This is a genomic window from Mesorhizobium sp. WSM4823, from assembly GCF_055811195.1.
This window is the reverse complement of record NZ_JBVVQL010000006.1, coordinates 249306-274411: the sequence shown is the minus strand read 5'-3', so window position 1 is coordinate 274411 and position 25106 is coordinate 249306. Positions and strand designations below refer to the sequence as shown.

The window sequence follows — 25106 nt, the reverse complement described above, 5'->3', positions numbered from 1 at the left end:
GGGCCACCTGCAGCAACAACCCATCAGCGGCCGGCTGGAACCGGTTCAGGAGTAGCGATGCGCCGTTTCGCGGCTTTCATCATGCTGACGTTGCTGGGCGCCTGTTCGACCGTCGACGATCTTGCGCCGTCATTGCCGAGCGCCCCGACCGTTGCGGTGCGTGCACCCCGTTTTGATGACTCCGACCCGCATGAGTGGGAAAGCGGCGCGCCGTGGAGTTATGCCGTTCACGGCACCGACGTCTCCAAATACCAGACCTCGGTCAATTGGCCGATGGCCAAGGCCAGCGGCATTTCCTTCGTTTTCATCAAGGCGACGGAAGGCGGCGATCGCTTCGACGAGTATTTCGACGAGCATTGGAGCCGCACGAAAGCCGCTGAAATTCCGCGCGCAGCCTATCATTTCTACTATTTTTGCACGTCGGCCGCCACGCAGGCGCGCTGGTTCATCAAGAACGTGCCCAAAGATCGCTCGGCTATGCCGCCGGTTCTCGACATGGAATGGAACCCGCAATCACCGACCTGCAAGCTGCGGCCCGATGCCGCCACGGTGCGCAGTGAGATGAGCACGTTCCTCGAAATCGTCGAAAAACATTATGGCAAGAAGCCGATCATCTACACCTCGATCGATTTCTTCGACGACAACGGCCTGTCGGCTTTCCGCAGCTACCCCTATTGGCTGCGTTCGGTGGCAGGCCATCCGCGCGAGAGATACGGCAGCCACCCCTTCACTTTCTGGCAGTACACCGGAACCGGCGTTGTGCCGGGCATAAGGGGCAAGGCCGATATCAATGTCTTCAACGGCTCGGAAGCCGCCTGGAACAAGTGGCTACGGCAGAACACCCGTTGACAGCAGGCCTGCCGCCTGCTTTTCGACACAGCCAATGAGGGACGCCTGCAACCGCCGGTAATCTTCTCGGAAGGATGGCGATGCGATTGCGTTTGAAAATTCTCGCGGCGCTGCTTCTGGCTGCCACGGCGGCGCCAGCAGCGGCACAGCAATGCGGCGGCGATTTCGAGGCATGGAAGCAGGGCGTGACGGCGGAGGCCAAGGCCGCCGGCGTCGGCGCTGCCGGCCTTGAGGCACTGGAGAAGGCCACTGCCGATGACAAGGTGCTGGCGCGCGACCGCTCCCAGGGCGTGTTCACCCAGACGTTCGTCGAGTTCTCGAATCGCATGATCTCGCCTCATCGGCTTAAGCAAGGCGCGGCCAATCTGCAGAAATATGCCGATGTTTTTGCCCGCGCCGACCGGGAATTCGGCGTCCAGCCGGCGGTCATCGCCGCCTTCTGGGCACTTGAGACCGATTTCGGCGCAGTGCAGGGGGATTTCCACACACTGAACGCACTGGTGACGCTCTCGCATGACTGCCGCCGCCCGCAACTCTTTCGCCCGCAAATCGTGCCGCTGCTGACACTGATCGATCGTGGCGTCGTGCCGGCGGATGTCACCGGCGCCTGGGCCGGTGAAATCGGTCAGACGCAGATGCTGCCTTCCGACTATCTCAACCGGGGCGTCGACGGCGACGGCGACGAAGTCATCGACCTGCGCGGCAGCGCGCCTGACGTGATCATGACCACGGCCAACAAGATCATGTCGCGCGGCTGGAAACGCGACCAGCCCTGGATCGAGGAAGTCCGCGTACCCGACGACTTGCCATGGGACCAGACCGGCCGCACCAACAAGCTGCCGCTGACGCAGTGGGCTGAGTGGGGCGTCACCAACCCCGACGGCACGCCGCTTGCAGACAACAGCCTGAAGGCAGGCCTGGCGCTGCCCATGGGCCGCAAGGGACCGGCCTTCCTCGTCTATGACAATTTCGACGTCTATCTCGAATGGAACCAGTCCTTCACCTATGCGCTGACCGCGGCAAATCTCGCCGCGCGGCTGGCGGGCGCGCCGCAATTCGATCCGCGCAATCCCGAACCCGGCCTCAACGGCGACCAGATGAGGGCCTTGCAGACGAAGCTCGAGGCCAAAGGCTATGACGTGGGCACGGTCGACGGCATCCTCGGCACCAACACCCGCGAGGCGGTCCGCAAGGAACAGAAGCGGCTAGGCTTTCCGGTCGACGGCTGGCCGACACCGGAGCTTTTGGCGAAACTTTAAGTGGGTCATCGCCTGGCAAGCAGGAAATCGATGAAGACACGCAGCGCCGGCGGAACCTGCCGGGAGCTCGTATGATATAGGTAGAAGCCCGGAAATCTGGGCGACCAAGCTTCAAGAAAACGGATGAGCTTGCCGGCTTCTATCCACGGCCGAACCTGGTATTCCAGCATGTAAGCCACGCCGACCCCGTCCAGGGCCGCCTTGATCATCAGTTCCGTATCATTGACCGTCAGCATGCCATTCACGGTTATCTCCAGAGCGCGTTGGCCTCGCGCGAACTCCCACCGGTAAATGTTGCCGCCGCTGGGCCACTGGAAATTGATGCACTGGTGATGATGCAGGTCGGCAGGATGGCGCGGTACAGGATGATCCTCGAGATAGCCGGGCGCCGCCACCGCGGCCATCTCCAGCTCCTCGCTGAGTTTCACCGCCACCATGTCCTTATGCAGCCGCTCGCCAAGCCTGATACCGGCATCGAAGCGTCCCTCGACAATATCCGTCAGCATGTCGTCAACGATTATGGTGAGGGCAATATCCGGATAGGCGCGGCGAAAATCACCGAGTATGGGAGCGATGAAACGCATGGCGGCGATGCGTGGAACATTGATGCGCAGCAAGCCTGCCGGTCGATTGCGTGATGCACGCGCGTCGGCGACAGCCCCTTCGAGTTCGCTGAATGCAGGTGCGAGGCGGGCAAACAGCGTTTCGCCTGCTGCGGTCGGCGACACGCTGCGGGTCGTACGGTTGAGCAGCCGGACACCGACACGCTCTTCCAGCCCGCGTATAGTCTGGCTAAGCGCCGGCGGCGACATCCTGAGCCTGGCCGCGGCGCGGACGAAGCTGCCTTCCTCGACGATCGCTGCAAACGCGTTCAGCTCGGAGAACTCGGTCCCTCGCATTATGTACCCCAAACTTAACAAGCCTATTCGATAATAGGCTATTATCTGAGCAATAGCATGCCCCTAACTTCGACGTGGAACCGCCGCTCGATTTGGAGCGGCCGCAGCCACGCGAGAAAGGACAGCAGCTATGTATCATTCGCTTGAAGGCAAAACCGCGGTCGTAACGGGCAGTTCGCGCGGCATCGGACGCGCCATCGCCGAGGGCCTCGCGGCAAACGGTGCGGCCGTGGTCGTCAATTACGTCGGTAACGAGAAGGCCGCCCAGGAAGCCGTTGCTGCCATTCACGAGAATGGCGGAAAAGCCGTCGCCATTCGGGCCGATATCTCCAATATTTCCGACATAAGCCGGCTTTTCGATGAGACCGAAAGGCAGATGGGGACGATCGACATCGTCGTCGCCAATGTTGGCGTCGCCGTCATCAAGCCGTTGGTCGAGGCCACCGAAGCCGATTTCGACTATGTCTTCGGCGCCAACGCCAAAGGCACCTTCTTCACGCTTCAGGAGGCGGCGCGCCGCGTGCGCGACGGTGGCCGCATCATCGCCGTCTCCACCGGTGGAACCAAAATGTTCTTCACGCAGACGGCCCTTTATCTCGGCAGCAAAGGTGCCGTCGAACAGTTCGTCCGCGTCCTCTCGCGCGAGCTCGGACCGCGCGGCGTCACTGTGAATGCGCTTTCGCCAGGCTTTACCGACACCGACCTGCTGCCCGAGCGGGATCGCGCGATCGCCGCCGGCATGTCGCCTTTCGGCAGGATCGGAGCGCCGCGCGACGTTGCCGATGTCGCGGTTTTCCTCGCCTCCGACGAGGCCCGCTGGGTGACCGGCGAGAACATCCAGGCCGGCGGCGGCGTTGCTTAGTGAATAGTGAATAGTGAATAGTGAATGGTAAGGTTGTAGTGGCAGTGGAATTAGACAGTCACCGCTGACTACTGACTACTGATTACGCACTATTCACCATTCACTGTTCACCATTCACTAATCCGCCATCGTCTCCAGGCTCGCAAACCCCTGCGGCGCGTCGCCTTCGTCGAATGGCGTCGTCACCTCGACGAACGTGTCGGGATAAAAGCCGTTGAACCGGGTCCTGAGCGACAGCGAATAGGCGCCGATATGGCCGATCTCGATCCAGTCGCCGGTATCGACCGTTTCCGGCAGCCAGAACGGCCGCGACAGGATGTCGACGGAATCGCAGGTCGCGCCGCATACCTTGAACGGCACGATGGTCTTCTCCTCGCCATTGCGCGAGCGTATCGCCGGGTCTGGAATGAAGCGCGCCGGCAGCGTGATCTTGCCGGTCCACGAATCCGACAGCGACGCCCAGATGCCATCATTGATGTAGAGCCGCTTGCCCTTGCGCAGCAGCACCCGCACGATCAGCGACAGGCAGCGCGCCACGATCACCCTCCCCGGCTCCGCCACCAGCGGCATCTGGTCGAACTGGTATTCCTTCAGATCGCCCGACAGCCGCGACATGATCTGGCCGAGCGACGGCATCTCGATCTGCTTGCGGTTGGGATCGTGGCCGTACTCGGCCGGAAAACCGCCACCGACATCAAGCCCGGCAATGTCGAAGCTGACGCGGTTGCGCACCCAGTCGGCCGAGGCCAGCGCCCGCTCATAAGTGTCAGGATCCTCGATCTGGCTGCCGACATGAAAGCACAGCCCGACCTTGTAGCCCGTTCGGTTCAGCCGTTCGGCCAGCTCGACCGCATTGGCCGGCCCGGCGCCGAATTTCTTCGACAACTCGTAAGCGGCCGATCCTTTCGTCTGGATGCGCACGAACACCGTGATCGCACCCGGATCGATATCGAGCGCCCGAACCACGCGGGTCAGCTTGGTGATCTCGTCCTCATGGTCGAGCGAGATGACGCGGATGCCATATTTCTCCAGCGCCAGCTTGATATCAGACTGTGCCTTTACCGGATGCATGTAGAGCATCTCGGCGTCGGGCGAGACGGCGCGAACGGCGGCGAATTCGCCGGGCGAGGCCACGTCGAAAGCGCCGACGCCGGCATCGACCAGCGTCTTCAGCACGATCTGCTCGCCATTGGTCTTGACCGCATAGGCGGTCTTGCCGGGAAACATCCCCATGAACTGTCTGGCGTCCGCCTTCAGCACCTGCGGGCGAAAGCAATAAATCGGATCGTCCGGGCGAAGCGCCAACGCCGCTTCGCGCGCATTTTCGAATCGCTGCATGGACGAATCCCTCGACTTAGACTGCGAACAATTAATCCAACCTATGGGGGAATGAAAACAATTCTGTGTCTCGCACCCCTGACGCTGCGGCGCTACGCCAGATGATGGGAATGCTAGACCATCGATCTGGTTTCGGGTGGCACTTGCCATCGAACAGGATATGGCCTGAACAGACGCCTGATTGGTTTGGCATTCAGAGCTATCTGGGAGGACGATCCATGGCGATCACAACCACGACGGCAATGCGCGGCCCCATGGTCCTGAAAGACTGGGGGCAGCTTCTGCTGCTCGGTGCGATCTGGGGCGGCTCGTTCTTCTTTGCCCGCATTGCGGTTGCCGAGCTTCCGCCGCTGGTGCTGGTGCTGTTTCGCGTCGCCATCGCGGCGCTGGCGCTGCAGCTCTATCTCGGCCTGCGCGGTCCGTCCTTCCGCCTCGCCTTGCCGTATGCCGGCCTGTTTTTCCTGCTGGCGCTCGTCAACAACGTCATCCCGTTCTCGCTGATCTTCGCCGGCCAGACCGAGCTTGGCGCTGGCGTCGCCTCGGTGCTCAATTCGACGACGCCGTTCTGGACGTTGATCCTCGCCAACGCGCTGACATCAGACGAAAAACTCTCCTGGAACAAGCTTGCCGGGATCGCGCTCGGCATCGTCGGCACGGCGGTGATGATCGGCCCCGGCCTGCTTGCCGGGCTGGGCGGACCGGTCTGGGCGAAATTCGCGCTGATCGGCGCGTCGCTGTCCTATGCTGTCGCCCTGATGGTGGCCCGCCGCTTCAAGGGCGTGCCGTCACCAGTCATCGCCACCGGACAATTGACTGCCTCGACCATCATCATGATCCCGGTCGTGCTGCTCGGCTATGGTCCTGCCAATCTGTTTTCGGCCTCGCCGCCGGTCTGGGCGGCGGTGTTGGCGCTGGCGCTGCTGTCCACCGCCTTCGCCTATATTCTCTATTTCAATCTCGTCGCCTCGGCCGGCGCCACCAACGCCTCGCTGGTCACGCTGATCGTGCCGGCCAGCGCCATCCTGCTTGGCTTCCTGTTCCTGGGCGAGCGGCTCGAATTGTTCGAACTCGGCGGCATGGCGTTGATCGCGCTCGGCCTTGTCACCATCGACGGCCGCCTGTTCGGCCGACGGTAGCGTCATTCCTGCGACGTCGGCCTCGGGAACGACGTGTTGGCTAAGATGAAGCTGCGTTCCGATCGGTCGGTTCATGAGATCGGCGAGCGGCACAGCCTGGCCTTGAGCGAGCACGCCCCTCTGTTCCACGTGTATGATGTCATCGGGAAAAACGTCGTCGATCCGCAGCACCCGCGAGCCTTCGTAGAACCGGCTCATCAGTTGGGACTCGCGGAATTTTCTACGAGGATGGGCCCACAGATCGATGGGATTGGAATGGTTGCTGTCATGTTTCCAAACGCGCCCCTTCAGACCGGACGTTGGCAAAACGCTTCGTGTTACATTGCTTTACGCTGGGTCAAGGTAAAGCAAGCCGCGCATCGGGGCAGTCGTCATATGCCGACTGTCGGCAATCGTGATTTCAGAACCGAAGGTCCGCGCAAAAGACGAATCCGGCTTTTTGAGCCGACGCGGTAGCGCTGCCATCCTCGATATTTGCCCCGGCTTCGCCACAATTTATTCACAGGTCGGAAGCGGCTTTTTGCCGAAGAGTTTCAAGGCGTAAGGGCGAAGAGCAGGTCGTGAATTCCACATTGTCGTCGCAATGCAGCACATTTTCCGCTTGCCTGTGGCACAAATGACCCTAGACTCTCGCCATAGCTCTTTAAGAGGAGGCTATGACATGGGACTCACGAGGCCGATCAACGCATTGATGATTTGTGCTGCGTTTGCATTTATCGGAGCCCTGATTATGGGCTTTCTTCCTTAGACCCGCCAAAGCGACGGAAGATCAGCACAGACTAGTCCAAGTCATTGAAAAGGCCGGGTTTTACCCGGCCTTTTTGGTTTTCCAAAACGTCGATAGAGCTTACGCAGCGGCAGATCCGGCAGCTTCGGCCTCATGCGAGCGGATGCCGATCATGTGGCAGATGGCGAAGACCAGATCGGCGCGGTTCATAGTGTAGAAGTGGAAATCGCCGACGCCGCGCTCGACAAGGTCCAGCACCTGCTCGGCCGCTACCGCCGACGCTACCAGCGCGTGCGTCTGCGGGTCCTTCTGCAGCCCGTCGAAACGCTCGGCCAGCCATGCCGGCACCAGCGCGCCGGCGCGCGACGAGAAATTGGCGACCTGGGTGAAATTGTGGACCGGCAATATGCCCGGCACAATCGGTATGTAGATGCCGGCCCGCCGCGCCCGCTCGACATAGCGCTCGTAGAGATCATTGTCGAAGAAGAACTGGGTGATCGCCCGCGTCGCGCCATTGTCGACCTTGCGCTTCAGCATATCGATGTCGGTGGCGAAATCCGGGCTCTCCGGATGCTTTTCCGGATAGGCGGAGACCGAGATGTCGAAATCGCCGACATTTTTCAGCGCCCCCACCAGTTCGGCACCGTTCGCGTAGCCGTCCGGATGCGGACGGTAGGCGGCGCCGACGCCCTCGGCCGGATCGCCGCGCAAGGCGACGAAACGGGTGACACCCATCTCGGCGAATTCCTGAATGACCTCATCGACCTCGTGACGCGCCGCGTTGACGCAGGTCATGTGCGCGGCCGGCGTCAGCGCCGTTTCGTTGAGGATGCGCTTGACCGTGCGCGCCGTGCGCTCTCGCGTCGAGCCGCCGGCGCCATAGGTGACGGAGACGAATTTCGGCTTGAGCGGCTCCAGCCGGGTGACGGTGTCCCACAGCCTTGCTTCCATCTCGTCGCTCTTCGGTGGGAAGAACTCGAACGAAACCCGGATCTTGTCGCCAATGTCAGGGCGGCGGGAAAAGCGAAACTGGTTCATCAGGCGGTTTCCCCTATCGGATATGCGTTGGTCGGTTGCGCGTGGCTGGAAGGATCGGCGATCAGCATGCGTTGGTCACGGCCGAGCCACAGCTTTACGGTGAGCCTGGCCTCGTTGCCGCCGCGCGGCTCGAATTCCTGGCTGTCTTCGAGGTCGAGCCCGGCCTCGGAAAACCATTCGGTGATCTGCCGGTCGGAAAAGCCGAGCCGCACATGCGCGTGGACGTCGCGCAGGAATTCCAGCGTATGCGGCGCGAAATCGACGATCACCAGCCGGCCTGCCGGGCGCAGCAGCCTTGCCGCCTCGCGGATGGCGCGGGCGGGGTCATCGAGATAGTGCAGAACCTGGTGGATGGTGACGAGATCGAAGGCGTCGCGCTCGACCGGCGGCGCAAAAATGTCGCCCTGGCGCACCTGCGCATTCGAAATCCCTGCTTTGTCCAGGTTGGCCCGCGCCACCGTCAGCATCTCGCGCGACATGTCGATGCCGACGCCACGCCGGTAGAGCGGCGAAAAGATTTCGAGCAGCCGCCCGGTTCCGGTGCCGAGATCCAGCATCGACTGGAACGGGCGCTTGCCGACGAGCTTGAGCAGCGCTGCCTCGACGGCGCGGTCCGGCACGTGCAGCGAGCGGATATGGTCCCAACTCGCGGCATTCACGGAGAAATATTCGGCGGCGCGATCCTGCCGCTTGCGCTTGACCGCTGCCAGCCGCTCGAGGTCACGCTCGACCTGCGGGTCGGCACCCCGGATGCCGGAAACCAGCCTGAGCACGAAATCGCGCGCCGCATCCGAATCCGACAGCCGGAAGAAGGCCCACGAGCCCTCCTGATAACGGCCGATCAGCCCCGCCTCCAGCAAAAGTTTCAGGTGGCGCGAGACGCGCGGCTGCGACTGGCCGAGGATTTCTGTGAGATCGGAAACGGTCAGGTCGCCGCGCGACAGCAACGCCAGTATGCGCAGCCGGCTGGATTCGGCCGCCGCCTTCAATGTATCTACCATAGTGTCGAGAGCGACATGCATGCGAGCATTCTCTTTGAAAGAGATATAAACATATGTTTATGTCGATTTTGATAGCCTTGCAAGCGCTATGTCGCTTCCGGACAAGAAAATGACGCATGCGTGGCGGATCGCGCAAAGCTGGAAGCATGATCGAGGCGAAAACCATGTTCGAGACGCGCAGCGGCGAAAAGCTTTTGGCGACCGATCCGGCCGATATGCCACCGGACGGCCATGTCGTCTTCATCGGCCGCATCGCCTCTCCCTGGACCACGCGGGAAACGTGCCCGAAGAACATGGGAGCCGCGCGGGAGACGGGACAGCCGGCGGTTCTCACGATCGACCTGCCCTATCGTAACGGCCTGCTCGGCCTGGAGCGCGCCAGCCACATCGTCATCCTGTCCTGGCTGCACCACGCACCGCGGACCCTGATTGTCCAGAAACCCCGCCATGCGGCTGAGCCGAAAGGCGTTTTTTCGCTACGTTCCCCTGCCCGGCCGAACCCTGTCGGGCTGCATGTTGCAAAGCTGGTCGCCGTCGACATCGATACGGGCCGTATCGATGTCGACGCTATCGATGTGCTCGACGGCACGCCGGTCATCGACATCAAGCCTTATTTCGCTTCGACCGATGCCTTTGCCGAGGCGACCATCGCCGGACGGGACGAGCCTGGAAGGATCGAAAGATGAACGCGCCGACCGGCCGCCGCCGCGCCATCGCCAAGGCGCTGACTGCACTCTTGCCGCTGGCGCCCTATGCCGACATGGAAAAGATCCGCGCCGACGCCGGCGCGGTGCATATGAAGACCTTGCCGCCGACGATTGCCGTGTGGCTGGCGACGACGGCCCATATCCGCCATGTGCACACCGACTACGAAAAGCTGCTGGCCGAAGGCTACGACCGCGACTCGGCGCGCTTCTTCGTGATGGAACAGATCAACATTGTGCTGACCCGCTGGCGCGCCACGCGTCTGCTCGATGACAACGAGGAAGAATAACTGGTTCTCAATGGCCCAGTGGCAAGCCCACCCTGTGTCTTGTGCCACCCACCGTGCCGCTCTATTCCGTCATCTGGTCGGCGAAAAACGACCTGAGGGGGACGTGATGAGCAAGTCGATCGACCCGCAAGCCAACCGCCTGCCTGAGCTCTCCGCCCATCATCAAGACCCGCACGCCTATCCGGATGGCGTTGCCTTTCTGGACGGGCAATATCTGCCGATGTCGCAAGCCAAGATCTCGGTTCTGGATTGGGGCTTCCTGCATTCCGACGCCACCTACGACACGGTGCATGTCTGGGACGGTCGCTTCTTCCGCCTCGACCTGCATCTCGACCGTTTCTTCGGCGGGCTGGAGAAGCTGCGCATGACGATCCCGTTCGACTGCGAAGGCGTGGCCGAAATCCTCCACAATTGCGTCGCGCTGTCGGGTCATCGCGCCGCTTATGTCGAGATGCTGTGCACGCGCGGCGTCTCCCCGACCTTCAGCCGCGACCCGCGTGAGGCGGTCAACCGTTTCATGGCTTTCGCCGTTCCCTTCGGCTCGGTCGCCAATGCCGAGCAATTGCAGCGTGGGCTGCATGTGGCGATCAGCGACAAGGTGCGTATCCCACCGGTCTCGATCGATCCGGCGATCAAGAACTATCACTGGCTCGACTTGGTGCGAGGCCTCTACGACGCCTATGACCGCGGCGCGGAGACCGCGCTGGTCCTCGATTTCAACGGCAATGTCGCGGAAGGCCCCGGCTTCAACGTCTTTTGCGTGAATGACGGCAAACTGGCGACGCCGGCTGTCGGCGTGCTGCCCGGCATCACCCGCCGCACGGTGTTCGATCTCTGCACGGAGGCAGGGCTTGCCGTTGCAGCGGCCGATGTCAGCGTCGCTGCGCTGCGTCAGTCCGACGAGGTCTTCATAACCTCGACCGCCGGCGGCATCATGCCGGTGACGATGATCGACGGTGTTCCGGTCGCGGACGGCAAGGTCGGCGCGATTACCAGGCGTCTCATGGCGATCTATTGGCAAAAGCACGACGACCCGGCTTGGTCGAGCCCGGTGCACTATCCCTGATCCAAAGCCTGACCGGCTGTTGTGGCGCAGGCCCTCATCAACAAAACGTGCTCGACCTTGATAGGTCCGGAATGCTCCGTATATGCCGGAGCGGAGTAGCCTCCGTTTAGACCATGACCCAAAAGTGGAATCCGTTTTCGGAGAAGATCATGGTCAAACAAGAACCGAAAAATCAAAGCCCGTAAGGGCAAGAACTGGTGGATCATGACACACAAGGTTTGGTTTATTACCGGATCGTCGAAGGGTTTCGGCCGCGTCTGGGCGGAAGCTGCCCTCGCCCGTGGCGACCGCGTCGCGGCAACGGCCCGCGATGCCGGCACGCTTGCCGACCTCGTCGACAAATATGGCGACCGTATCGCCGCGATTAAGCTCGACGTCACCGACAAGACGGCCGTCGATGCCGCCATTGCCGAAGCGCATAGCCGCTTCGGCCGGCTCGACGTCGTCATCAACAATGCCGGCTATGGCCATTTCGGCGCTATCGAGGAAATCAGCGAACAGGAGGCCCGCGACCAGATCGAGACCAATGTGTTCGGCGCTCTCTGGGTGACCCAGGCTGCCCTGCCGATCATGCGGGCGCAGCGTTCCGGCCACATCATCCAGATCTCGTCGATCGGCGGCGTCAACGCCTTCGCCATGGTTGGTCTCTACCACGCCTCGAAGTGGGCGCTGGAAGCCTTCAGCCAGTCTCTCAGCCTGGAGGTCGCGGAGTTCGGCATCCACGTGACGCTTGTCGAGCCGGGCGGTTTCTCCACCGATTGGGCCGGCCCGTCCGCCAAGGTCTCGAAGCCGATCGCGGCCTATGAGCCGGCCCGCGCCGCGATGGCGGAGCGGCGCAAGCGCTCGGTGGCTGGTGACCCTGTCGCCACGGGACCGGCAATGCTTGAAATCGTCGATGCGGCCGAACCACCGCTCAGGGTGTTCTTCGGCGATGGCGGCCTGCCGATGATCAAGCAGGAATACGCCAACCGCATCGCGCTGTGGGAAAAGTGGGATCACGTGTCCGTCACGGCGCAGGGCGCGAATAAGAACCGCAAGGCCGCCTGAGGCACTCTGGATTCTCGCTACGCCGCCGCCACGGCGGCGTAGCCCACGCTCATTTGGCTTAGGCCCGGTAAATCCACTGCTCCGGCACGCGCACCGAAATCTCCTCGCCTGTGGTGATGCGGCCAGGCTTTTCGACCCAGGCGACGAGGCCGCGCAACCGCTTTGCCGCCTTCGGGAACAGCAGCGCGCCAGCCTCGTGGTCGGCCATTCCGGCATTTTCTGCGACCGATCGCCCGGCGATGCGGCAAGGTCCGTTCTGCGCGTCGACCTTGATGGTGACGCCGCCTTTGAAGAACAGCAGCGTGCCGGACGGCAGCATGGAGAGATGCGGCAAGCCTTCGATCAAGAGGTTAGCACCGATCCACTCCGGCTTGATCACGGCGATGCCCATCCGCCCTGCCACGATCGCCAGCTCGTCCGCCGCCACGATGGACAATTGCCGCTCGTTGCGCATCTCGGTGCCGCGTGGATACCAGGGTTCGCGCCCGCCGGAGCGACGTGTCATGCCGGCATGGAAATCGCCGTCGATGCCGTCGAAGCCAAGCCGCAGTTCATTCGCCGCGCGGGTCTCGAAATGATCCGATGGCGCGACGTAAAGTGCTGCCACCTGCGCGGCAAGCTTCCGTGCCGGGATGATTTCGACCGGACTTTCGGCCTCGGGAAAGAGATCCAGCATAGGCTTCGCTCCTTGCGTGATGCCGCGCAATTAGCCGCAGTCAGCTCATCAGGTCCAGTCTAAAGCGCTGATGCTCCAATCAAGGAGTCTGATGCGATTTATTAGGCGCCATCCAACGCTGGCGCCGTTCGCGCCAAAATAGATCAAAGCATCCGCAACAGCGCGCCGCCAATCGAATAGCCGGCGCCGAAGGCGCAGAGCAGGCCGTAGTCGCCGGCCTTCATGTCGGCATGGTTCTCCGACAGGGCGACGATCGCGCCGGCGCCGGCGGTGTTGCCGAGGCGCTCCAGCACCATCGGTGCGCGGTCATGATCGACCTCGTGACCGAACGACAGCTTCAGGATCATGGCGTTCATCCGGGCGTTGGCCTGATGCAGCCAGAAGCGCCGGATCGCCTGCGGCGTCAGACCGTGCTCGGCCAGGAACTCGACGATGAACTTGTGGCCGGCGACGGTGACTTCCTTGAACACCTTGTTGCCGACCTGCTTGATCAAATTGCCTTCCAGATTGATCATATATGGATCGTCCTGGGCGGTGCGCGTGTGGTAGCCGAGATTGGTGCGGATGTTGTTGGACATCTGCGTCCAGGTGCGCGTGTCGAGCACCTCGAAACGTCCAGGCCGCTTGTCGCCCTGGGCCAGCCCCTCCACAACCATCGAGACAGAAGCGTCGCCGAAGATGAAATGCGTCTGCCGGTCGCGGAAGTTGAGATGGCCGGTGATGATCTCAGGCGTCGTCACCAGCACGCGCCTGTGCGCGCCGGCCCGCACCAGGTTGACCGCGATGTGCAGTGCCGCCGCCGCCGACGAGCAGCCAAGGCCCATGTCGAAGCCGGCCCCTTTCGTGCCCATCGCCTGCTGCATCTCGATCGCGATTGCCGGATAGGGCCGCTGGTGGTGCGAGGCCGAGCAGATCACCAGATCGATATCAGATGGCTCCAGGCCGGCATGGTCGAGCGCTTTCCTGGCCGACGCGATGCCGAACTCGGCTTCCAGCGACAGCGCGTCATCGGGCCGCGCCGGAATGCGCGGCGCCATGCGGGTCGGGTCGAGGATACCTTCCCGCTCGATCACATGACGGGTCTGTACGCCCGAAGCATGGACGATGAAGGCACTGTCCGATTTCTGCAGCAGCGTCTCGCCCGAAGCCTGGCGGCGGACATTCTCCATCTCGACCCAGGCATTGAAGCTGTCGACCAATTCTTCATTGGTGATCGAAGGCTCGGGGATTTCAACGCCAAGGCCGCTGATGATGACGCGATGCATTTCCAGTTCGTCCCCATGCGCAGGCGTTGCGGCTTGATGTGGGCGCCGCGAGAGCTCGGCGCAACATCTTTCGCACCAAGCTGGTTTATGCCGGCTTAAATCAAGTGTCTGAGCTAAGCTGAGCGCCGCGCGACGATGAACAGGCGCGGGAAACGCAGCAGCACCTTGCCATTTGCCGTCTTCGGATAGGCTTGCGTGATCCCTGCAGTGTAGCGCTTGAGGAAAAACTCCCGCTCGCCCTCGTCGAGCGGGTCGAGGAACGGCTTCAGCCCGGTCGACTTCAGCCACTCGACGATTGCCCCGGCATCGGCCAGCGGGTGATTGTAGGCGGTGTGCCAGATGTCGAGCCGGTCGGAGAACGGCGACAAAAGATCGTAATAGAACGACACCGACGGCAACGACCCGCGCGCAGCACCATCGAGCTCTTCGGCAAACGGCATTTCGGCCGCCGTCTCCCGCATTAGCCGGTGCGAGGGTTCGCTCATATTGTCGGGCATCTGCACGGCAAGCGCGCCGCCGGGCGTCAAACATCCCATCAGCCGCTGCAAGATCGCCGGATGCTCGGGCAGCCACTGGAACACTGCGTTGGCGAAGATCACGTCGACCGGCTTTTCGGGCTGCCACGCCGCCACATCGGCTAACTCGAAGGTTACATCAGGCAAACGTGCCCTCGCCTTCTCGATCATGTCAGGCGAGCTGTCGAACCCGCTGACCTGCGCACTCGGCCAGCGTTCGACCAGCAATTCGGTCGAATTGCCAGGTCCGCAGCCGATATCGACCACCCGCTGCGGTGCTTCCACCGGCACCTGCGCGACGAGATCGCGCGACGGCCGCGTGCGCTCGTCCTCGAATTTCAGATATTGGGCGGCGGACCAATCAGCCATCTCAGCTCCTCAGATCAATAGAGAATTCGCCGCCCCTAAACCTTATCTGGTCAGCCGCTTATATGTCATGCGGTGCGGATTGACGGCGTCAGGGCCGAGCCGGCGGATCTTGTCCTGCTCGTAGTCCTCGAAATTGCCCTCGAACCATTCGACATGGCTGTCGCCCTCGAAGGCGAGGATGTGCGTGGCCAGACGGTCGAGGAACATGCGATCGTGCGAGATGATGACGGCGCAGCCGGCGAAGCTTTCCAGCGCGTCTTCGAGTGCCGCCAGCGTTTCCGTATCGAGATCGTTGGTCGGTTCGTCGAGCAGCAGCACATTGCCGCCGGTCTTCAGCATCTTGGCCAGATGCACGCGGTTGCGCTGGCCGCCGGACAGATTGCCAACCTTCTGCTGCTGATCGCCGCCACGGAAATTGAACGACGCGCAATAGGCGCGGGTGTTGGCCTCAAACTTGCCGAGCTTGACCACTTCGGCGCCGCCCGAGATTTCTTCCCACACGGTCTTGGTTGGGTCCAGTGCGTCGCGGCTCTGATCGACGTAGCCGAGCTTGACCGTCTCGCCGACGCGGATCGTGCCGGCATCCGGCTTCTCCTGGCCGGTGATCATGCGGAACAGTGTCGTCTTGCCGGCGCCGTTCGGGCCGATGACGCCGACGATGCCGCCGGGCGGCAGCTTGAATTCGAGATCGTCGATCAGCAGCGTGTCGCCGAAGCCCTTCGACAGGCCGTCGACCTCGATCACCACATTGCCGAGCCGCTCGCCATGCGGAATGACGATCTGCGTGTCGCTCGGACGCCGCTTGTCGGCTGCATCCAGCAGATCCTGGAACGCCTGGATGCGCGCTTTCGACTTGGTCTGCCGGGCCTTCGGGCTGGACTGGATCCACTCGCGTTCGCGGCCGATCGCCCGCTGGCGCGCATCGTCCTCGCGGCCCTCCTGCTTGAGCCGCTTGGCCTTGGCTTCGAGATATTTGGTGTAGTTGCCCTCATAGGGAATGCCGCGGCCGCGGTCGAGTTCAAGAATCCAGCCCGTGACATTGTCGAGGAAGTAGCGATCGTGGGTGATGATCATCACCGCGCCCGGATAGGCGCGCAAATGCTTTTCCAGCCATGCCGTCGTCTCGGCGTCGAGATGGTTGGTCGGCTCGTCGAGCAGCAGAAGGTCGGGCTGGCGCAGCAGGAGCTGGCAAAGCGCGACGCGGCGGCGCTCGCCGCCCGACAGCTTGGTGACATCGGCTTCCTTGGGCGGACAGCCCAGCGCTTCCATAGCCATCTCGACCTGCTGTTCGAGATCCCACAGGTTGAGGCGGTCCATCTCGTCCTGGAGCTTGGCCGACTCGTCGGCCGTCTCGTCGGAATAGTTCATCATCAATTCGTTGTAGCGCTCGATGATGGCGGTCTTGGCGGCAACGCCTTCCATGACGTTCTCGAACACCGTCTTGTCCGCATCGAGTGCCGGCTCCTGCGCCAGGTAGCCGACGGTAGCACCCTCGGCCAGCCACGCCTCGCCGTTCCACTCCTTGTCGATGCCGGCCATGATCTTGAGGATGGTCGACTTGCCGGCGCCGTTCGGGCCGAGGATGCCGATCTTGGCGTCGGGGTAGAAGGAGAGGTGAATGTTCTCGAGCACCTTCTTGGTGCCATAGGCCTTGTTGAGGCCGGCCATGTGATAGATGAACTGGCGTGCCACGCGCGCTTTCCCTGAAAAGTCGACTGGAATGTCGGATTGAATGGAAGTTGCGCGCTATGTAGGCGATGCCGCGTCGAACGGCAAACTGTTTTGGCATTTCGGGCCTGACTTCGGGCCGGACAGGCTCATCGAACGATCCCCGCTTTCCGTTCGCTGCATTTGCCCAACGAAAGCTGCGGTTAATCATTCCGCGTCAAAGGTGTTGGATGGGGAATCGCCGGCAAGCAGCGATTTCTGCTAAGAGATCGGGTCGTGCTGAACAGTTTCCTGCTCCTTGCCGAAGCGATCATCTACTTCGGCGTCATGGTCGCGCTTTTCCGATTCAGGCACCGTATCGGCCTCGGCGTTTTTGTCTGCGCCCTCGGGGTCATGCATTTCCTGGAAACATACCTCGCCAGCGTCTTTTACGTCGCGCTGCCATTCGGCATGGTCTCGCCGGGTTCCGCCGTGCTGTTCTCCGGCAAGCTGGTGATGCTCCTGCTTCTCTACATCAAGGAGGACGCGGCAACCGTCCGGCAGCCCATCTACGGTCTGTTGCTCGGCAATGCCTTGATGATCGCGCTTGTGCTGGTCCTGCGCCTGCATGAGATCGCACCGCTTCCCAATGGCAAACTTCCCGACATCGGTTTCATCGACCAGATGGGCTGGCTGATGGTGTGGGGCACGATGCTGCTGTTCGTCGACGCCATCCTGATCATCCTGCTTTACGAAAAGCTCGGGCGTTATCTCCGCAAGGCGCTGTTCTCTCGCATTTTGATCTCCGTCGCCTGCGTGCTCACTTTCGATCAGGCGGGATTTTTCGCGGCGTTGCACTTCGTCACCGGCGCACCGGTCGCGGTTTTCTTCGGCGGCTGGTTCGCCAAGATGGGCGCGGCGCTTGCCTACAGCACTATGCTTGTCGCTTATATCAGATGGTTCGAGGCGCGGCAGGTGCCGGCGCCGCGCGGGCTGTCCGACATCTTCGACACGTTGACCTACCGCGAGCGCTATGAGGCGCTGGTCGAGCATGTCGGCCGCGACGGGCTCACCGGCCTGCTGCACAGGGGCCGCTTCGACAGCGACGGTGAAACCGCAGTTGCCGCCAGCCTGCGGACGGCCAAGCCGCTCAGCCTGCTGATCATCGACGTCGACCATTTCAAATCGATCAACGACCGCTTCGGCCACGCCGAGGGCGACAAGGTGCTGAAAGCCGTCGCCGCACTGCTTGGCGAGGTTGTCGGTCCCGAGGATCAGGTGTTCACGATCGGCGGCGAGGAATTCGCCATCCTCTGCTCACGTCCGCATTCGGCCGCCAGATTGCTTGGCGAAAACATCCGGCACGCGGTCAAGACATCCGCAAGCACCAGCCGGTTCGACATCACAGTCAGTGCCGGCATCTCCACGGTCAGCGAGACGACCCGCTGCCTTGCCGATGTCTTTGCGCTGGCCGACCAGCGCCTCTACAAAGCCAAGTCGACCGGACGCGACCGCGTCGTCGGCGAACCGGGCGGCCACGAGGCCGACAGCCTCGCCGCATGGACCAGGCCAGGACGCGGCATCGGCGTATAGCATCCAGCCCGGCTCGGCGGGTTACTGGAACTCTATCGGATCGACGGTGCCTTTCGGACAACCCGCATTGCTCGTCGGCGCAGACGCCATCAACAGCTCACCGAGCGAAGAGTTTGGCCCGATCGGGCCGGTCAGGCCGAGCGTCAGTTCGCCGATCAGCCGCCTGCCGTTCGAATGGTCGTTCAAACAGGAGACGCGAACCCGCTCGCCGGCGCCGGGTCCGAAGGCCCTGTCAAAGGCGCTACGGATCTGGTCCGATGTCAAATCCCGACCGGTATTCTCAGTGAAAAGATCGCGGACAGGCGAAGCATTCACCGCGCGCATCAGGTTCAGCGCATCGGAAAAATACGCTTGCTGGCTCTTGCCGTAGCAGGTGCCATGCTTGATCCACTCATGCCTTTCGAGAGCGGATGCCGTGCCCGGCATGACCCGATCGAGCTCCGAACGCGTGTTCGGGTCGAGCTCGACCGGCGGCAGGTCCTGCCAGTGCGCCGGATTGTCGTTCGCCTTGTCGGCGGCTGCCACCTGGCAATAGAAATTCCCGTTCGGCTGCGGCCACAGCCCGTGCAAGGTGAAATGTGTCGCATCGAATCCACCAGCGGTCTGCGCCTTGCATTCGGTCTTGCCGGGCCTGGTTTCGCAAAAGGCAGGCTGCCAGCTCAGCGCGAGGACGTATTCGGGCTTTCCCGAAGCCGGCGCAGCAGACTTCTTCCCTTCGGCCAGCACAGGTGCGGCTGGCGCAGGTGCTGCCGATTCCCCGGATGCGCTGCCGCCCGAAACATGGCCGCAATCGACCTTCACCCAGCGACGCTCCGGATCGGCCCCCGGCACGCGAATCAGATAGTGCGTAGGAGCATCCTTGTTGCCGGCCAGCAGATCGTAGCTCTGTCCCGCAGCGGTCGAGATATTGCCGGGATTCTTGCCGCTTTTGATGGCCTGGGGCGCCGGACAGGCGGCGTCGGCCACGAAAGAGCCGCTCATTTTGACTTCGGCACGCGCAGCGTAGGTTAGCGATGCGGCGACAAGCGCCAATCCGAAAGCAAGACCTATCCGTATGCGCATAAAAGTACCCCCGGCTGAAAAATGCCGCGGCAACAGGCTGCCGCCCTCACTCGGTATCAAATTCTCCATGTCAGAATTGCGATACAGTGTGTAGCGCGGCAAGAACAGCGCTGCGGAAAACACCGATTGACGCAAAACCGGCCTCGGCGCACACAAGCGCTCGCAGCCGCGAAAGACGCGTTGGAGACGAAGCTACAATGTCATTCAGCCAGCAGCGCGTGCTTCGATCGCCGACCGGCGCCGCGCTCAACCTCTATGTGAAACGCGCCGAGGGCCGTCCGCGCGCCGCTATTCAGATCAATCACGGGCTGGCCGAGCACGCCGCACGCTATGTGCGTTTCGCTACCTTTCTGGGCGAGCGCGGTTACCACGTCTACGCCCATGACCATCGTGGCCACGGTGCAACCAAGGCGCCGGACGCGCCACTCGGCCAGTTCGCTCAATCAGATGGCGGCGCCAAGGTCATCACCGATGTCGCCGCCGTCCACGATTTGATCGCCAGCGAACATCCCGGCCTGCCCGTTATCGCCTTCGGCCATTCCATGGGCGGCCTCATCGCGTTGAATTTCATGTTTGCCCACGCGAACCGGCTGCATGCCGCCGCCATCTGGAACGCCAATTTTTCCGCTGGGCTCGCTGGCCGTGCCGCGCAAGCCATCCTGGCCTGGGAAAAATTCCGGCTCGGCTCCGACATGCCGTCGCGCATGCTGCCGAGACTGACCTTCCAGGCCTGGGGCAAGGCCATCCCCGATCACCGAACGCCATTCGACTGGCTGTCGCGCGACACAGCCGAAGTCGACAAGTACATCGCCGATCCGCTCTGCGGCTGGGATGCCTCCGTGTCGATGTGGCGCGACCTGTTCGGCTTCGTCTTCGACGGTGCCGACGACATTAATTTTTCCGGCGCCCGCAAGACCCTTCCGATCTGCCTGGTCGGCGGCGAAAAGGACCCCGCCACCGGCGGCGGCAAGGCGATCGGCCACCTCGCTGGGCGTCTGCACAGGATGGGCTTTTCGAATCTCGTTTCAAAGGTTTATGCCGAGACCCGCCACGAAAGCCTGAACGAGGTGAATCGGGATGTTGTCATGGATGATTTCGCCGCATGGGCCGACGGCGTACTGAAACAAGCCTGATCGGCGTTAACCCGATCGAGGTTGGCCCATTGCAAGGGCCGTGACAGCCGCACCCGGTGTTGATAGAGGCTCTGCTTTCGACCCATAATGGTGATCCATGGCCGAACCTCCGCTGAAAGGCGTCCGCGTTATCGAACTCGCCCGCATCCTGGCCGGACCGTGGGCCGGGCAGCTGCTTGCCGATCTCGGCGCCGACGTGATCAAGGTCGAAAGCCCGGATGGTGGCGACGATACCCGCAAATGGGGTCCGCCCTTCGTCATGAGCCATGACGGCGAAAATCTTTCCGCCGCCTATTACCATTCCTGCAATCGCGGCAAACGCTCCATATCAGTCGATTTCTCGACGCCCGAAGGCGCCGAGACCGTGCGCCGGCTGGTCGGGACCTCAGACGTTTTGATCGAGAACTTCAAGCTCGGCGGCCTGAAGAAATACGGCCTCGACTATGACAGCCTGCGCAAGATCAACCCGCGGCTGATCTATTGCTCGATCACCGGCTTCGGCCAGGACGGACCCTACGCACCACGCGCCGGTTATGACTTCATCATCCAGGCCATGGCCGGCATGATGTCGATCACCGGCGAGGCCGGTCGTGAGCCGCAAAAGGCCGGGGTTGCGATATCAGACATTTTCACCGGCCTCTATTCGGTGGTCGCTATCCAGGCAGCACTTCGCCACGCCGAGAAGACCGGCGAAGGCCAGCATATCGACATGGCGCTCTACGACACCCAGATCTCGACGCTCGGCAACCAGAACCTCAACTATCTGGTCTCAGGCAAATCGCCGGTGCAGATGGGCAATGCGCATATGAATATCGCGCCCTACGAAGTGGTGCCGGTGAAGGACGGTCATATCATCCTGGCCGTCGGCAATGACGGCCAGTTCGCCAAATTCTGCGCGGCCGTCGGATTGGACGAGCTGTCGTCGAACCCCGATTTCGCCACCAATCCCGCGCGGGTCGCCAACCGGGCGAAGCTGCGCGAGCTTATGATCGAGGCGCTAAAAACCTTCGATCGCGACCCGCTGCTGGCCAAACTGGAGGCGGCAAATGTGCCTGCCAGCCCGATCAACACGATCGGCCAGATGTTTGCCGACCCGCAGACCATCGCGCGCGGCATGCGGCTCGACCTCGACGACGGCCACGGCAATCTCTTGCCCACGGTACGCGCGCCGATGGTCATGTCAGGCACGCCGCTCGCCTATGAGCGCCCCTCGCCGCGTCTCGGCGAACACACCGAAGAAATCCTTGCCGAACTGGAGAGGTCAGGAAAATGAAGACCGGCGGACAATTGATCGTCGATGCGCTGGAAGCCAACGGCGCCGACCGCATCTATTGCGTGCCCGGAGAGTCCTATCTTGCGGTGCTCGACGCGCTGCACGATTCGACGATCCGCACCATCGTCTGCCGCCAGGAAGGCGGTGCTGCGATGATGGCCGACTGCCATGGCCGCCTGACCGGCAAACCCGGCATCTGCTTCGTCACCCGCGGCCCCGGCGCCACCAATGCCTCGGCCGGCATCCACATCGCCATGCAGGATTCGGTCCCCGTCATCCTGTTCATCGGCCAGGTCGCCAGCCACGCCAAGGGGCGCGAGGCGTTCCAGGAGGTCGACTATTCCAGGTTTTTCGGTGACATCGCCAAATGGGTGGTCGAGATCGACGATGCCTCGCGCATCCCCGAATTCGTCACCCGGGCCTTCACTGTGGCGACGTCCGGCCGCCCCGGCCCGGTGGTCATCTCGCTGCCGGAAGACATGCTGACCAGCCTTGCCGAGGCACCGGAGGCCCAGCATTACACGCGCGTCGAAACCTCTCCCGGTGAAGCCGAACTCGACCGGCTTGAAGCGCTGCTCAACGCCGCGAAACGGCCTGTGGCTATTCTGGGCGGCACACGTTGGGATGCCAATGCCGTTCAGGAAATGCAGCGTATCGCCGAAGCCTGGTCGCTGCCGGTCGGCTGTTCCTTCCGCCGCCAGATGCTGTTCGATCATCTGCATCCGAACTATGCCGGCGATGTCGGCATCGGCATCAACCCCAAGCTGGCGACCGCGATCAAGCAGGCCGATCTCGTGTTGCTGATCGGCGGCCGCATGGGCGAAATGCCGTCCTCCGACTACACGCTGCTGAAGAGCCCCTACCCAGACCAGACACTGGTCCACGTCCACGCCGATGCCGGGGAGCTCGGCCGCGTCTACCGGCCGACGCTGGCGATCAACGCCTCGCCTTCCGCCTTCGTGAGGGCCTTCGCCAGGAGGAAGGGGCCGGCGGCGCCGAACTGGGCCGACGAAACCCAACGCCTGCATGCCGCCTATCTCGACTGGTCGACGCCGCCGGAAACCGGACCTGGTCCGGTGCAGATGGGACCGATCATGAACTATCTCGAAACGGTGCTGCCCGACGATGCGATCCTCACCAATGGCGCCGGCAATTATGCCACCTGGGTGCACCGCTTCCACCGTTTCGGCCGCTTTGCCACGCAGGCGGCCCCCACCTCCGGCTCGATGGGCTACGGCACGCCGGCAGCTGTTGCCGCCAAGGAACTCTTCCCCGAGCGCGACGTGATTGCATTTGCCGGCGACGGCTGCTTCCTGATGAACGGGCAGGAATTCGCCACCGCCGTGCAGTACGATTTGCCGATCATCGTCATCGTCGTCAACAACGGCATCTATGGCACCATCCGCATGCATCAGGAGCGGGAATATCCGGGTCGCGTCGTCGCCACCGACCTAAGGAATCCCGATTTCGCAGCTCTCGCCCGCGCCTATGGCGGCCATGGCGAGACGGTCGAGAAGACAGCCGACTTCGCGCCGGCCTTCGAACACGCCCGTGCCAGCGGCAAACCGTCGATCGTCGAGATCAGGCTCGACCCCGAGGCCATCACGCCGACCCGGACGATGACCCAGATCCGCGAAAAGGACTGATCCGGCGGGAGGACGCCTTTCCGTCGGCAGAAGACTTCGTCGGCAGAAGACCTGGCTACATCGCCGCCGCCTTCTCGATCTGCCCGCGGATCTCGCCGTCCTTATGGGCCGCCGTATGGATGTTGATGTAATATTTGCCGGCCATCAGGTCGGCAGCCTGAGCGTCGGTCAGGATCGCCGCCCCCTTGAACGGACTTTTTGGAGCGCCCTTGAATGGGACGGCGACGCCGGCATTTTCACCCTTTGCCGCCGGACCGTGAATATGTCCGGCCGTAGCCGGGCCGCTGAGGCCCGAATACGTCACGTTCCAGGTGAGCTGTTTCGTGGCGGTGTCAAAGACGAGAGCGGCGGTACCCTTGCCCTCCGTGGTGATGGGCGGATTCTGCTGAGCTCCGTCGAGCGTCGCCTTCATCTTCATCATGTCGGCCAGGGCCGGTGAAGCGCACAGGAAAGAAGCCGAAACGGCCAACGCCGAAAGCATCGGCGAGAAGGATTGTATGCGCATGGAAATCTCCGTTGTGGCGATGACATCCGCTGAAATTGGATGCACCGGCACAACGTTGTGGCGAGCGGATGTTTCCACCGGTAACGGCTATTTTACGCCCCGACAAAAAGGGGCGGTCGCCCGCCCCCTTTTTTCGAATTGCAGACCCCAGAATCCCGGTTGATCGGCTCTACCTGATCGTCTTATTTGATCGCTTTGTCCGTGATGGCAGTCGTGTAGGCGCCGCTCGGCTCTTTGGTGATGATCTTCTGATCGAGCAGCGCCTTGGCGGTGCGCGCGTAGGTCGCCGGGTCGAGCTTGCCGTCGGCATTGTCGATCAGCTTGGCGACTTCGCCCATCATGCGCTTCTGGTGGTTCTCGTCCTGGCCGCCATTGTCCATGACGATGCCGGCCGCCTCGTCGGAATTGTCGACGGCGTATTTCCAGCCTTTCATCGAGGCCCGCACGAAACGCACCATCTTGTCCTCGAAGGCCGGATCCTTGAGCTTGTCCTCGGACGCATAGAGCCCGTCCTCGAGCAGGTCGTTGCCCATCGCCGAGTAGTTGAACACGATCAGCTCTTCCGGCTTATAGCCGGCGTCGATGAGCTGCCAATATTCGTTGTAGGTCATGACCGAGATGCAATCCGCCTGTTTCTGGATCAGCGGCTGTACGTCGAAACTTTGCTTGAGCACGGTGACGCCGTCCGGACCGCCGTCGGTCTTCAGGCCAAGCTTGTTCATCCAGGCGTAGAACGGATATTCATTGCCGAAGAACCAGACGCCGAGCGTATGGCCCTTGAAGTCGGCTTCGGTCTTGATCGGGCCATCCTTAGGGCAGACCAGCTGCATGCCGGCCTTCTTGAACGGCTGGGCGATATTGACCAGCGGCACGCCCTTTTCGCGTGCGGCGAGCGCGCCGCCCATCCAGTCGACGATGACGTCCGCGCCGCCACCGGCGATCACCTGCTCCGGCGCAATGTCAGGACCGCCCGGCTTGATCTCGACGTCAAGCCCCTCGGCCTCGTAGAACCCCTTGTCCTTGGCGACGTAGTAGCCGGCAAACTGGGCCTGCGTGACCCATTTCAGCTGTAGCGTCACCTTGTCCGCGGCCATCGCCTGGAACGCGGCAAGCGACATCGCGCCGGCCAGCATCGAAATAACAAGTCTTTTCATGTTTTTACCCTCTGAAGTTAAGTGTTCACCCTTTAGGAACAGGACCTTCAAT

At 62.3% G+C, this 25106-nt stretch carries 24 protein-coding genes; 13 read left to right on the top strand and 11 right to left on the bottom strand.

The annotated features are described in order from the left end of the window. Positions 1-57: 57 nt before the first annotated feature. Positions 58-849 carry a glycoside hydrolase family 25 protein gene (locus tag AC0L26_RS18250; RefSeq protein ID WP_473633801.1) on the top strand — a complete coding sequence of 264 codons (792 nt, stop codon included), beginning with the start codon at positions 58-60 and terminating at the stop codon, positions 847-849. A gap of 80 nt (positions 850-929) precedes the next feature. Beyond that, entirely contained in the window at positions 930-2108 is a 1179-nt protein-coding gene (locus tag AC0L26_RS18245) for a lytic murein transglycosylase (protein WP_473633800.1), read from the top strand. A gap of 5 nt (positions 2109-2113) precedes the next feature. Here the strand turns inward: AC0L26_RS18245 and AC0L26_RS18240 are convergent, their stop codons facing one another. Continuing rightward, entirely contained in the window at positions 2114-3007 is an 894-nt protein-coding gene (locus AC0L26_RS18240; protein ID WP_473633799.1) for a LysR family transcriptional regulator, read from the bottom strand. Positions 3008-3137: 130 nt separating this feature from the next. Between AC0L26_RS18240 and AC0L26_RS18235 the strand changes: the two genes are divergently transcribed. Next, complete coding sequence (locus AC0L26_RS18235; RefSeq protein ID WP_473633798.1) at positions 3138-3869, top strand: SDR family oxidoreductase; 732 nt, start codon at positions 3138-3140, stop codon at positions 3867-3869. A gap of 117 nt (positions 3870-3986) precedes the next feature. Here AC0L26_RS18235 and AC0L26_RS18230 read toward each other — a convergent pair whose 3' ends face one another. Beyond that, positions 3987-5207, bottom strand: a complete 1221-nt coding sequence (locus AC0L26_RS18230; protein WP_473633797.1) for an alanine racemase — start codon at positions 5205-5207, stop codon at positions 3987-3989. A 218-nt stretch (positions 5208-5425) separates the two neighbouring features. Here AC0L26_RS18230 and AC0L26_RS18225 point away from each other — a divergent pair, with 218 nt between their 5' ends. Beyond that, positions 5426-6343, top strand: coding sequence for a DMT family transporter (locus AC0L26_RS18225; RefSeq protein WP_473633796.1), 918 nt, complete (start codon positions 5426-5428; stop codon positions 6341-6343). A 36-nt stretch (positions 6344-6379) separates the two neighbouring features. Continuing rightward, on the top strand, positions 6380-6799 hold the full coding sequence (locus tag AC0L26_RS18220; RefSeq protein WP_473633795.1) for a hypothetical protein: 420 nt from the start codon (positions 6380-6382) through the stop codon (positions 6797-6799). A 391-nt stretch (positions 6800-7190) separates the two neighbouring features. Here AC0L26_RS18220 and metF read toward each other — a convergent pair whose 3' ends face one another. Both metF and AC0L26_RS18210 read right to left on the bottom strand, forming a co-directional pair. Continuing rightward, the gene (gene metF, locus AC0L26_RS18215) at positions 7191-8108 is read right to left on the bottom strand and encodes a methylenetetrahydrofolate reductase [NAD(P)H] (RefSeq protein WP_473633794.1); all 918 of its coding nucleotides are present in this window, start codon (positions 8106-8108) and stop codon (positions 7191-7193) included. Beyond that, on the bottom strand, positions 8108-9130 hold the full coding sequence (locus tag AC0L26_RS18210) for an ArsR/SmtB family transcription factor (protein ID WP_473633793.1): 1023 nt from the start codon (positions 9128-9130) through the stop codon (positions 8108-8110). Before AC0L26_RS18210 ends, metF begins: the two co-directional genes overlap by 1 nt. A 143-nt stretch (positions 9131-9273) precedes the next feature. On the opposite strand from AC0L26_RS18210, the gene tsaA reads away from it, so the two are divergent. The 4 genes from tsaA to AC0L26_RS18190 all read left to right on the top strand — a co-directional run bounded on the left by tsaA (position 9274) and on the right by AC0L26_RS18190 (position 12216). Then, a complete protein-coding gene (gene tsaA / locus AC0L26_RS18205) occupies positions 9274-9795 on the top strand; it encodes a tRNA (N6-threonylcarbamoyladenosine(37)-N6)-methyltransferase TrmO (protein WP_473633860.1) in 522 nt (173 codons plus the stop codon). Then, entirely contained in the window at positions 9792-10103 is a 312-nt protein-coding gene (locus tag AC0L26_RS18200; protein WP_352936849.1) for a DUF2293 domain-containing protein, read from the top strand. Before tsaA ends, AC0L26_RS18200 begins: the two co-directional genes overlap by 4 nt. A gap of 106 nt (positions 10104-10209) precedes the next feature. Further along, entirely contained in the window at positions 10210-11169 is a 960-nt protein-coding gene (locus AC0L26_RS18195) for an aminotransferase class IV (RefSeq protein ID WP_473633792.1), read from the top strand. Positions 11170-11373: 204 nt separating this feature from the next. Beyond that, on the top strand, positions 11374-12216 hold the full coding sequence (locus tag AC0L26_RS18190) for an SDR family oxidoreductase (protein WP_352936851.1): 843 nt from the start codon (positions 11374-11376) through the stop codon (positions 12214-12216). Between the two features lie 58 nt (positions 12217-12274). On the opposite strand, the gene AC0L26_RS18185 is transcribed toward AC0L26_RS18190, so the two are convergent. The 4 genes from AC0L26_RS18185 to ettA all read right to left on the bottom strand — a co-directional run bounded on the left by AC0L26_RS18185 (position 12275) and on the right by ettA (position 16733). Continuing rightward, positions 12275-12892, bottom strand: coding sequence for an MOSC domain-containing protein (locus AC0L26_RS18185; protein WP_473633791.1), 618 nt, complete (start codon positions 12890-12892; stop codon positions 12275-12277). Positions 12893-13035: 143 nt separating this feature from the next. Next, positions 13036-14157, bottom strand: coding sequence for a beta-ketoacyl-ACP synthase III (locus tag AC0L26_RS18180; RefSeq protein ID WP_473633790.1), 1122 nt, complete (start codon positions 14155-14157; stop codon positions 13036-13038). Between the two features lie 113 nt (positions 14158-14270). After that, positions 14271-15041, bottom strand: a complete 771-nt coding sequence (gene tam / locus AC0L26_RS18175) for a trans-aconitate 2-methyltransferase (protein ID WP_473633789.1) — start codon at positions 15039-15041, stop codon at positions 14271-14273. Between the two features lie 42 nt (positions 15042-15083). Beyond that, positions 15084-16733 (bottom strand): energy-dependent translational throttle protein EttA, encoded by a 1650-nt coding sequence (gene ettA, locus AC0L26_RS18170; protein ID WP_473633788.1) that lies wholly within the window; start codon positions 16731-16733, stop codon positions 15084-15086. Positions 16734-16985: 252 nt separating this feature from the next. On the opposite strand from ettA, the gene AC0L26_RS18165 reads away from it, so the two are divergent. Then, positions 16986-18281, top strand: a complete 1296-nt coding sequence (locus AC0L26_RS18165; protein ID WP_473633787.1) for a GGDEF domain-containing protein — start codon at positions 16986-16988, stop codon at positions 18279-18281. Positions 18282-18302: 21 nt separating this feature from the next. Here the strand turns inward: AC0L26_RS18165 and AC0L26_RS18160 are convergent, their stop codons facing one another. After that, complete coding sequence (locus AC0L26_RS18160) at positions 18303-19262, bottom strand: ribonuclease T2 family protein (protein WP_473633786.1); 960 nt, start codon at positions 19260-19262, stop codon at positions 18303-18305. A gap of 278 nt (positions 19263-19540) precedes the next feature. On the opposite strand from AC0L26_RS18160, the gene AC0L26_RS18155 reads away from it, so the two are divergent. The 3 genes from AC0L26_RS18155 to AC0L26_RS18145 all read left to right on the top strand — a co-directional run bounded on the left by AC0L26_RS18155 (position 19541) and on the right by AC0L26_RS18145 (position 23395). Then, the gene (locus tag AC0L26_RS18155) at positions 19541-20476 is read left to right on the top strand and encodes an alpha/beta fold hydrolase (RefSeq protein WP_473633785.1); all 936 of its coding nucleotides are present in this window, start codon (positions 19541-19543) and stop codon (positions 20474-20476) included. Positions 20477-20573: 97 nt separating this feature from the next. Continuing rightward, on the top strand, positions 20574-21749 hold the full coding sequence (locus AC0L26_RS18150; RefSeq protein ID WP_473633784.1) for a CaiB/BaiF CoA transferase family protein: 1176 nt from the start codon (positions 20574-20576) through the stop codon (positions 21747-21749). Next, positions 21746-23395 (top strand): thiamine pyrophosphate-binding protein, encoded by a 1650-nt coding sequence (locus AC0L26_RS18145; protein WP_473633783.1) that lies wholly within the window; start codon positions 21746-21748, stop codon positions 23393-23395. The genes AC0L26_RS18150 and AC0L26_RS18145 overlap by 4 nt, the downstream gene beginning before the upstream one ends. A 55-nt stretch (positions 23396-23450) precedes the next feature. Here AC0L26_RS18145 and AC0L26_RS18140 read toward each other — a convergent pair whose 3' ends face one another. Together AC0L26_RS18140 and AC0L26_RS18135 are read right to left on the bottom strand one after the other, a co-directional pair. Beyond that, positions 23451-23900: a CHRD domain-containing protein gene (locus tag AC0L26_RS18140; protein ID WP_473633782.1), complete on the bottom strand. Its 450-nt coding sequence runs from the start codon at positions 23898-23900 to the stop codon at positions 23451-23453. Between the two features lie 182 nt (positions 23901-24082). Then, the gene (locus AC0L26_RS18135; protein ID WP_352936861.1) at positions 24083-25054 is read right to left on the bottom strand and encodes an ABC transporter substrate-binding protein; all 972 of its coding nucleotides are present in this window, start codon (positions 25052-25054) and stop codon (positions 24083-24085) included. Between the last annotated feature and the right edge of the window lie 52 nt (positions 25055-25106).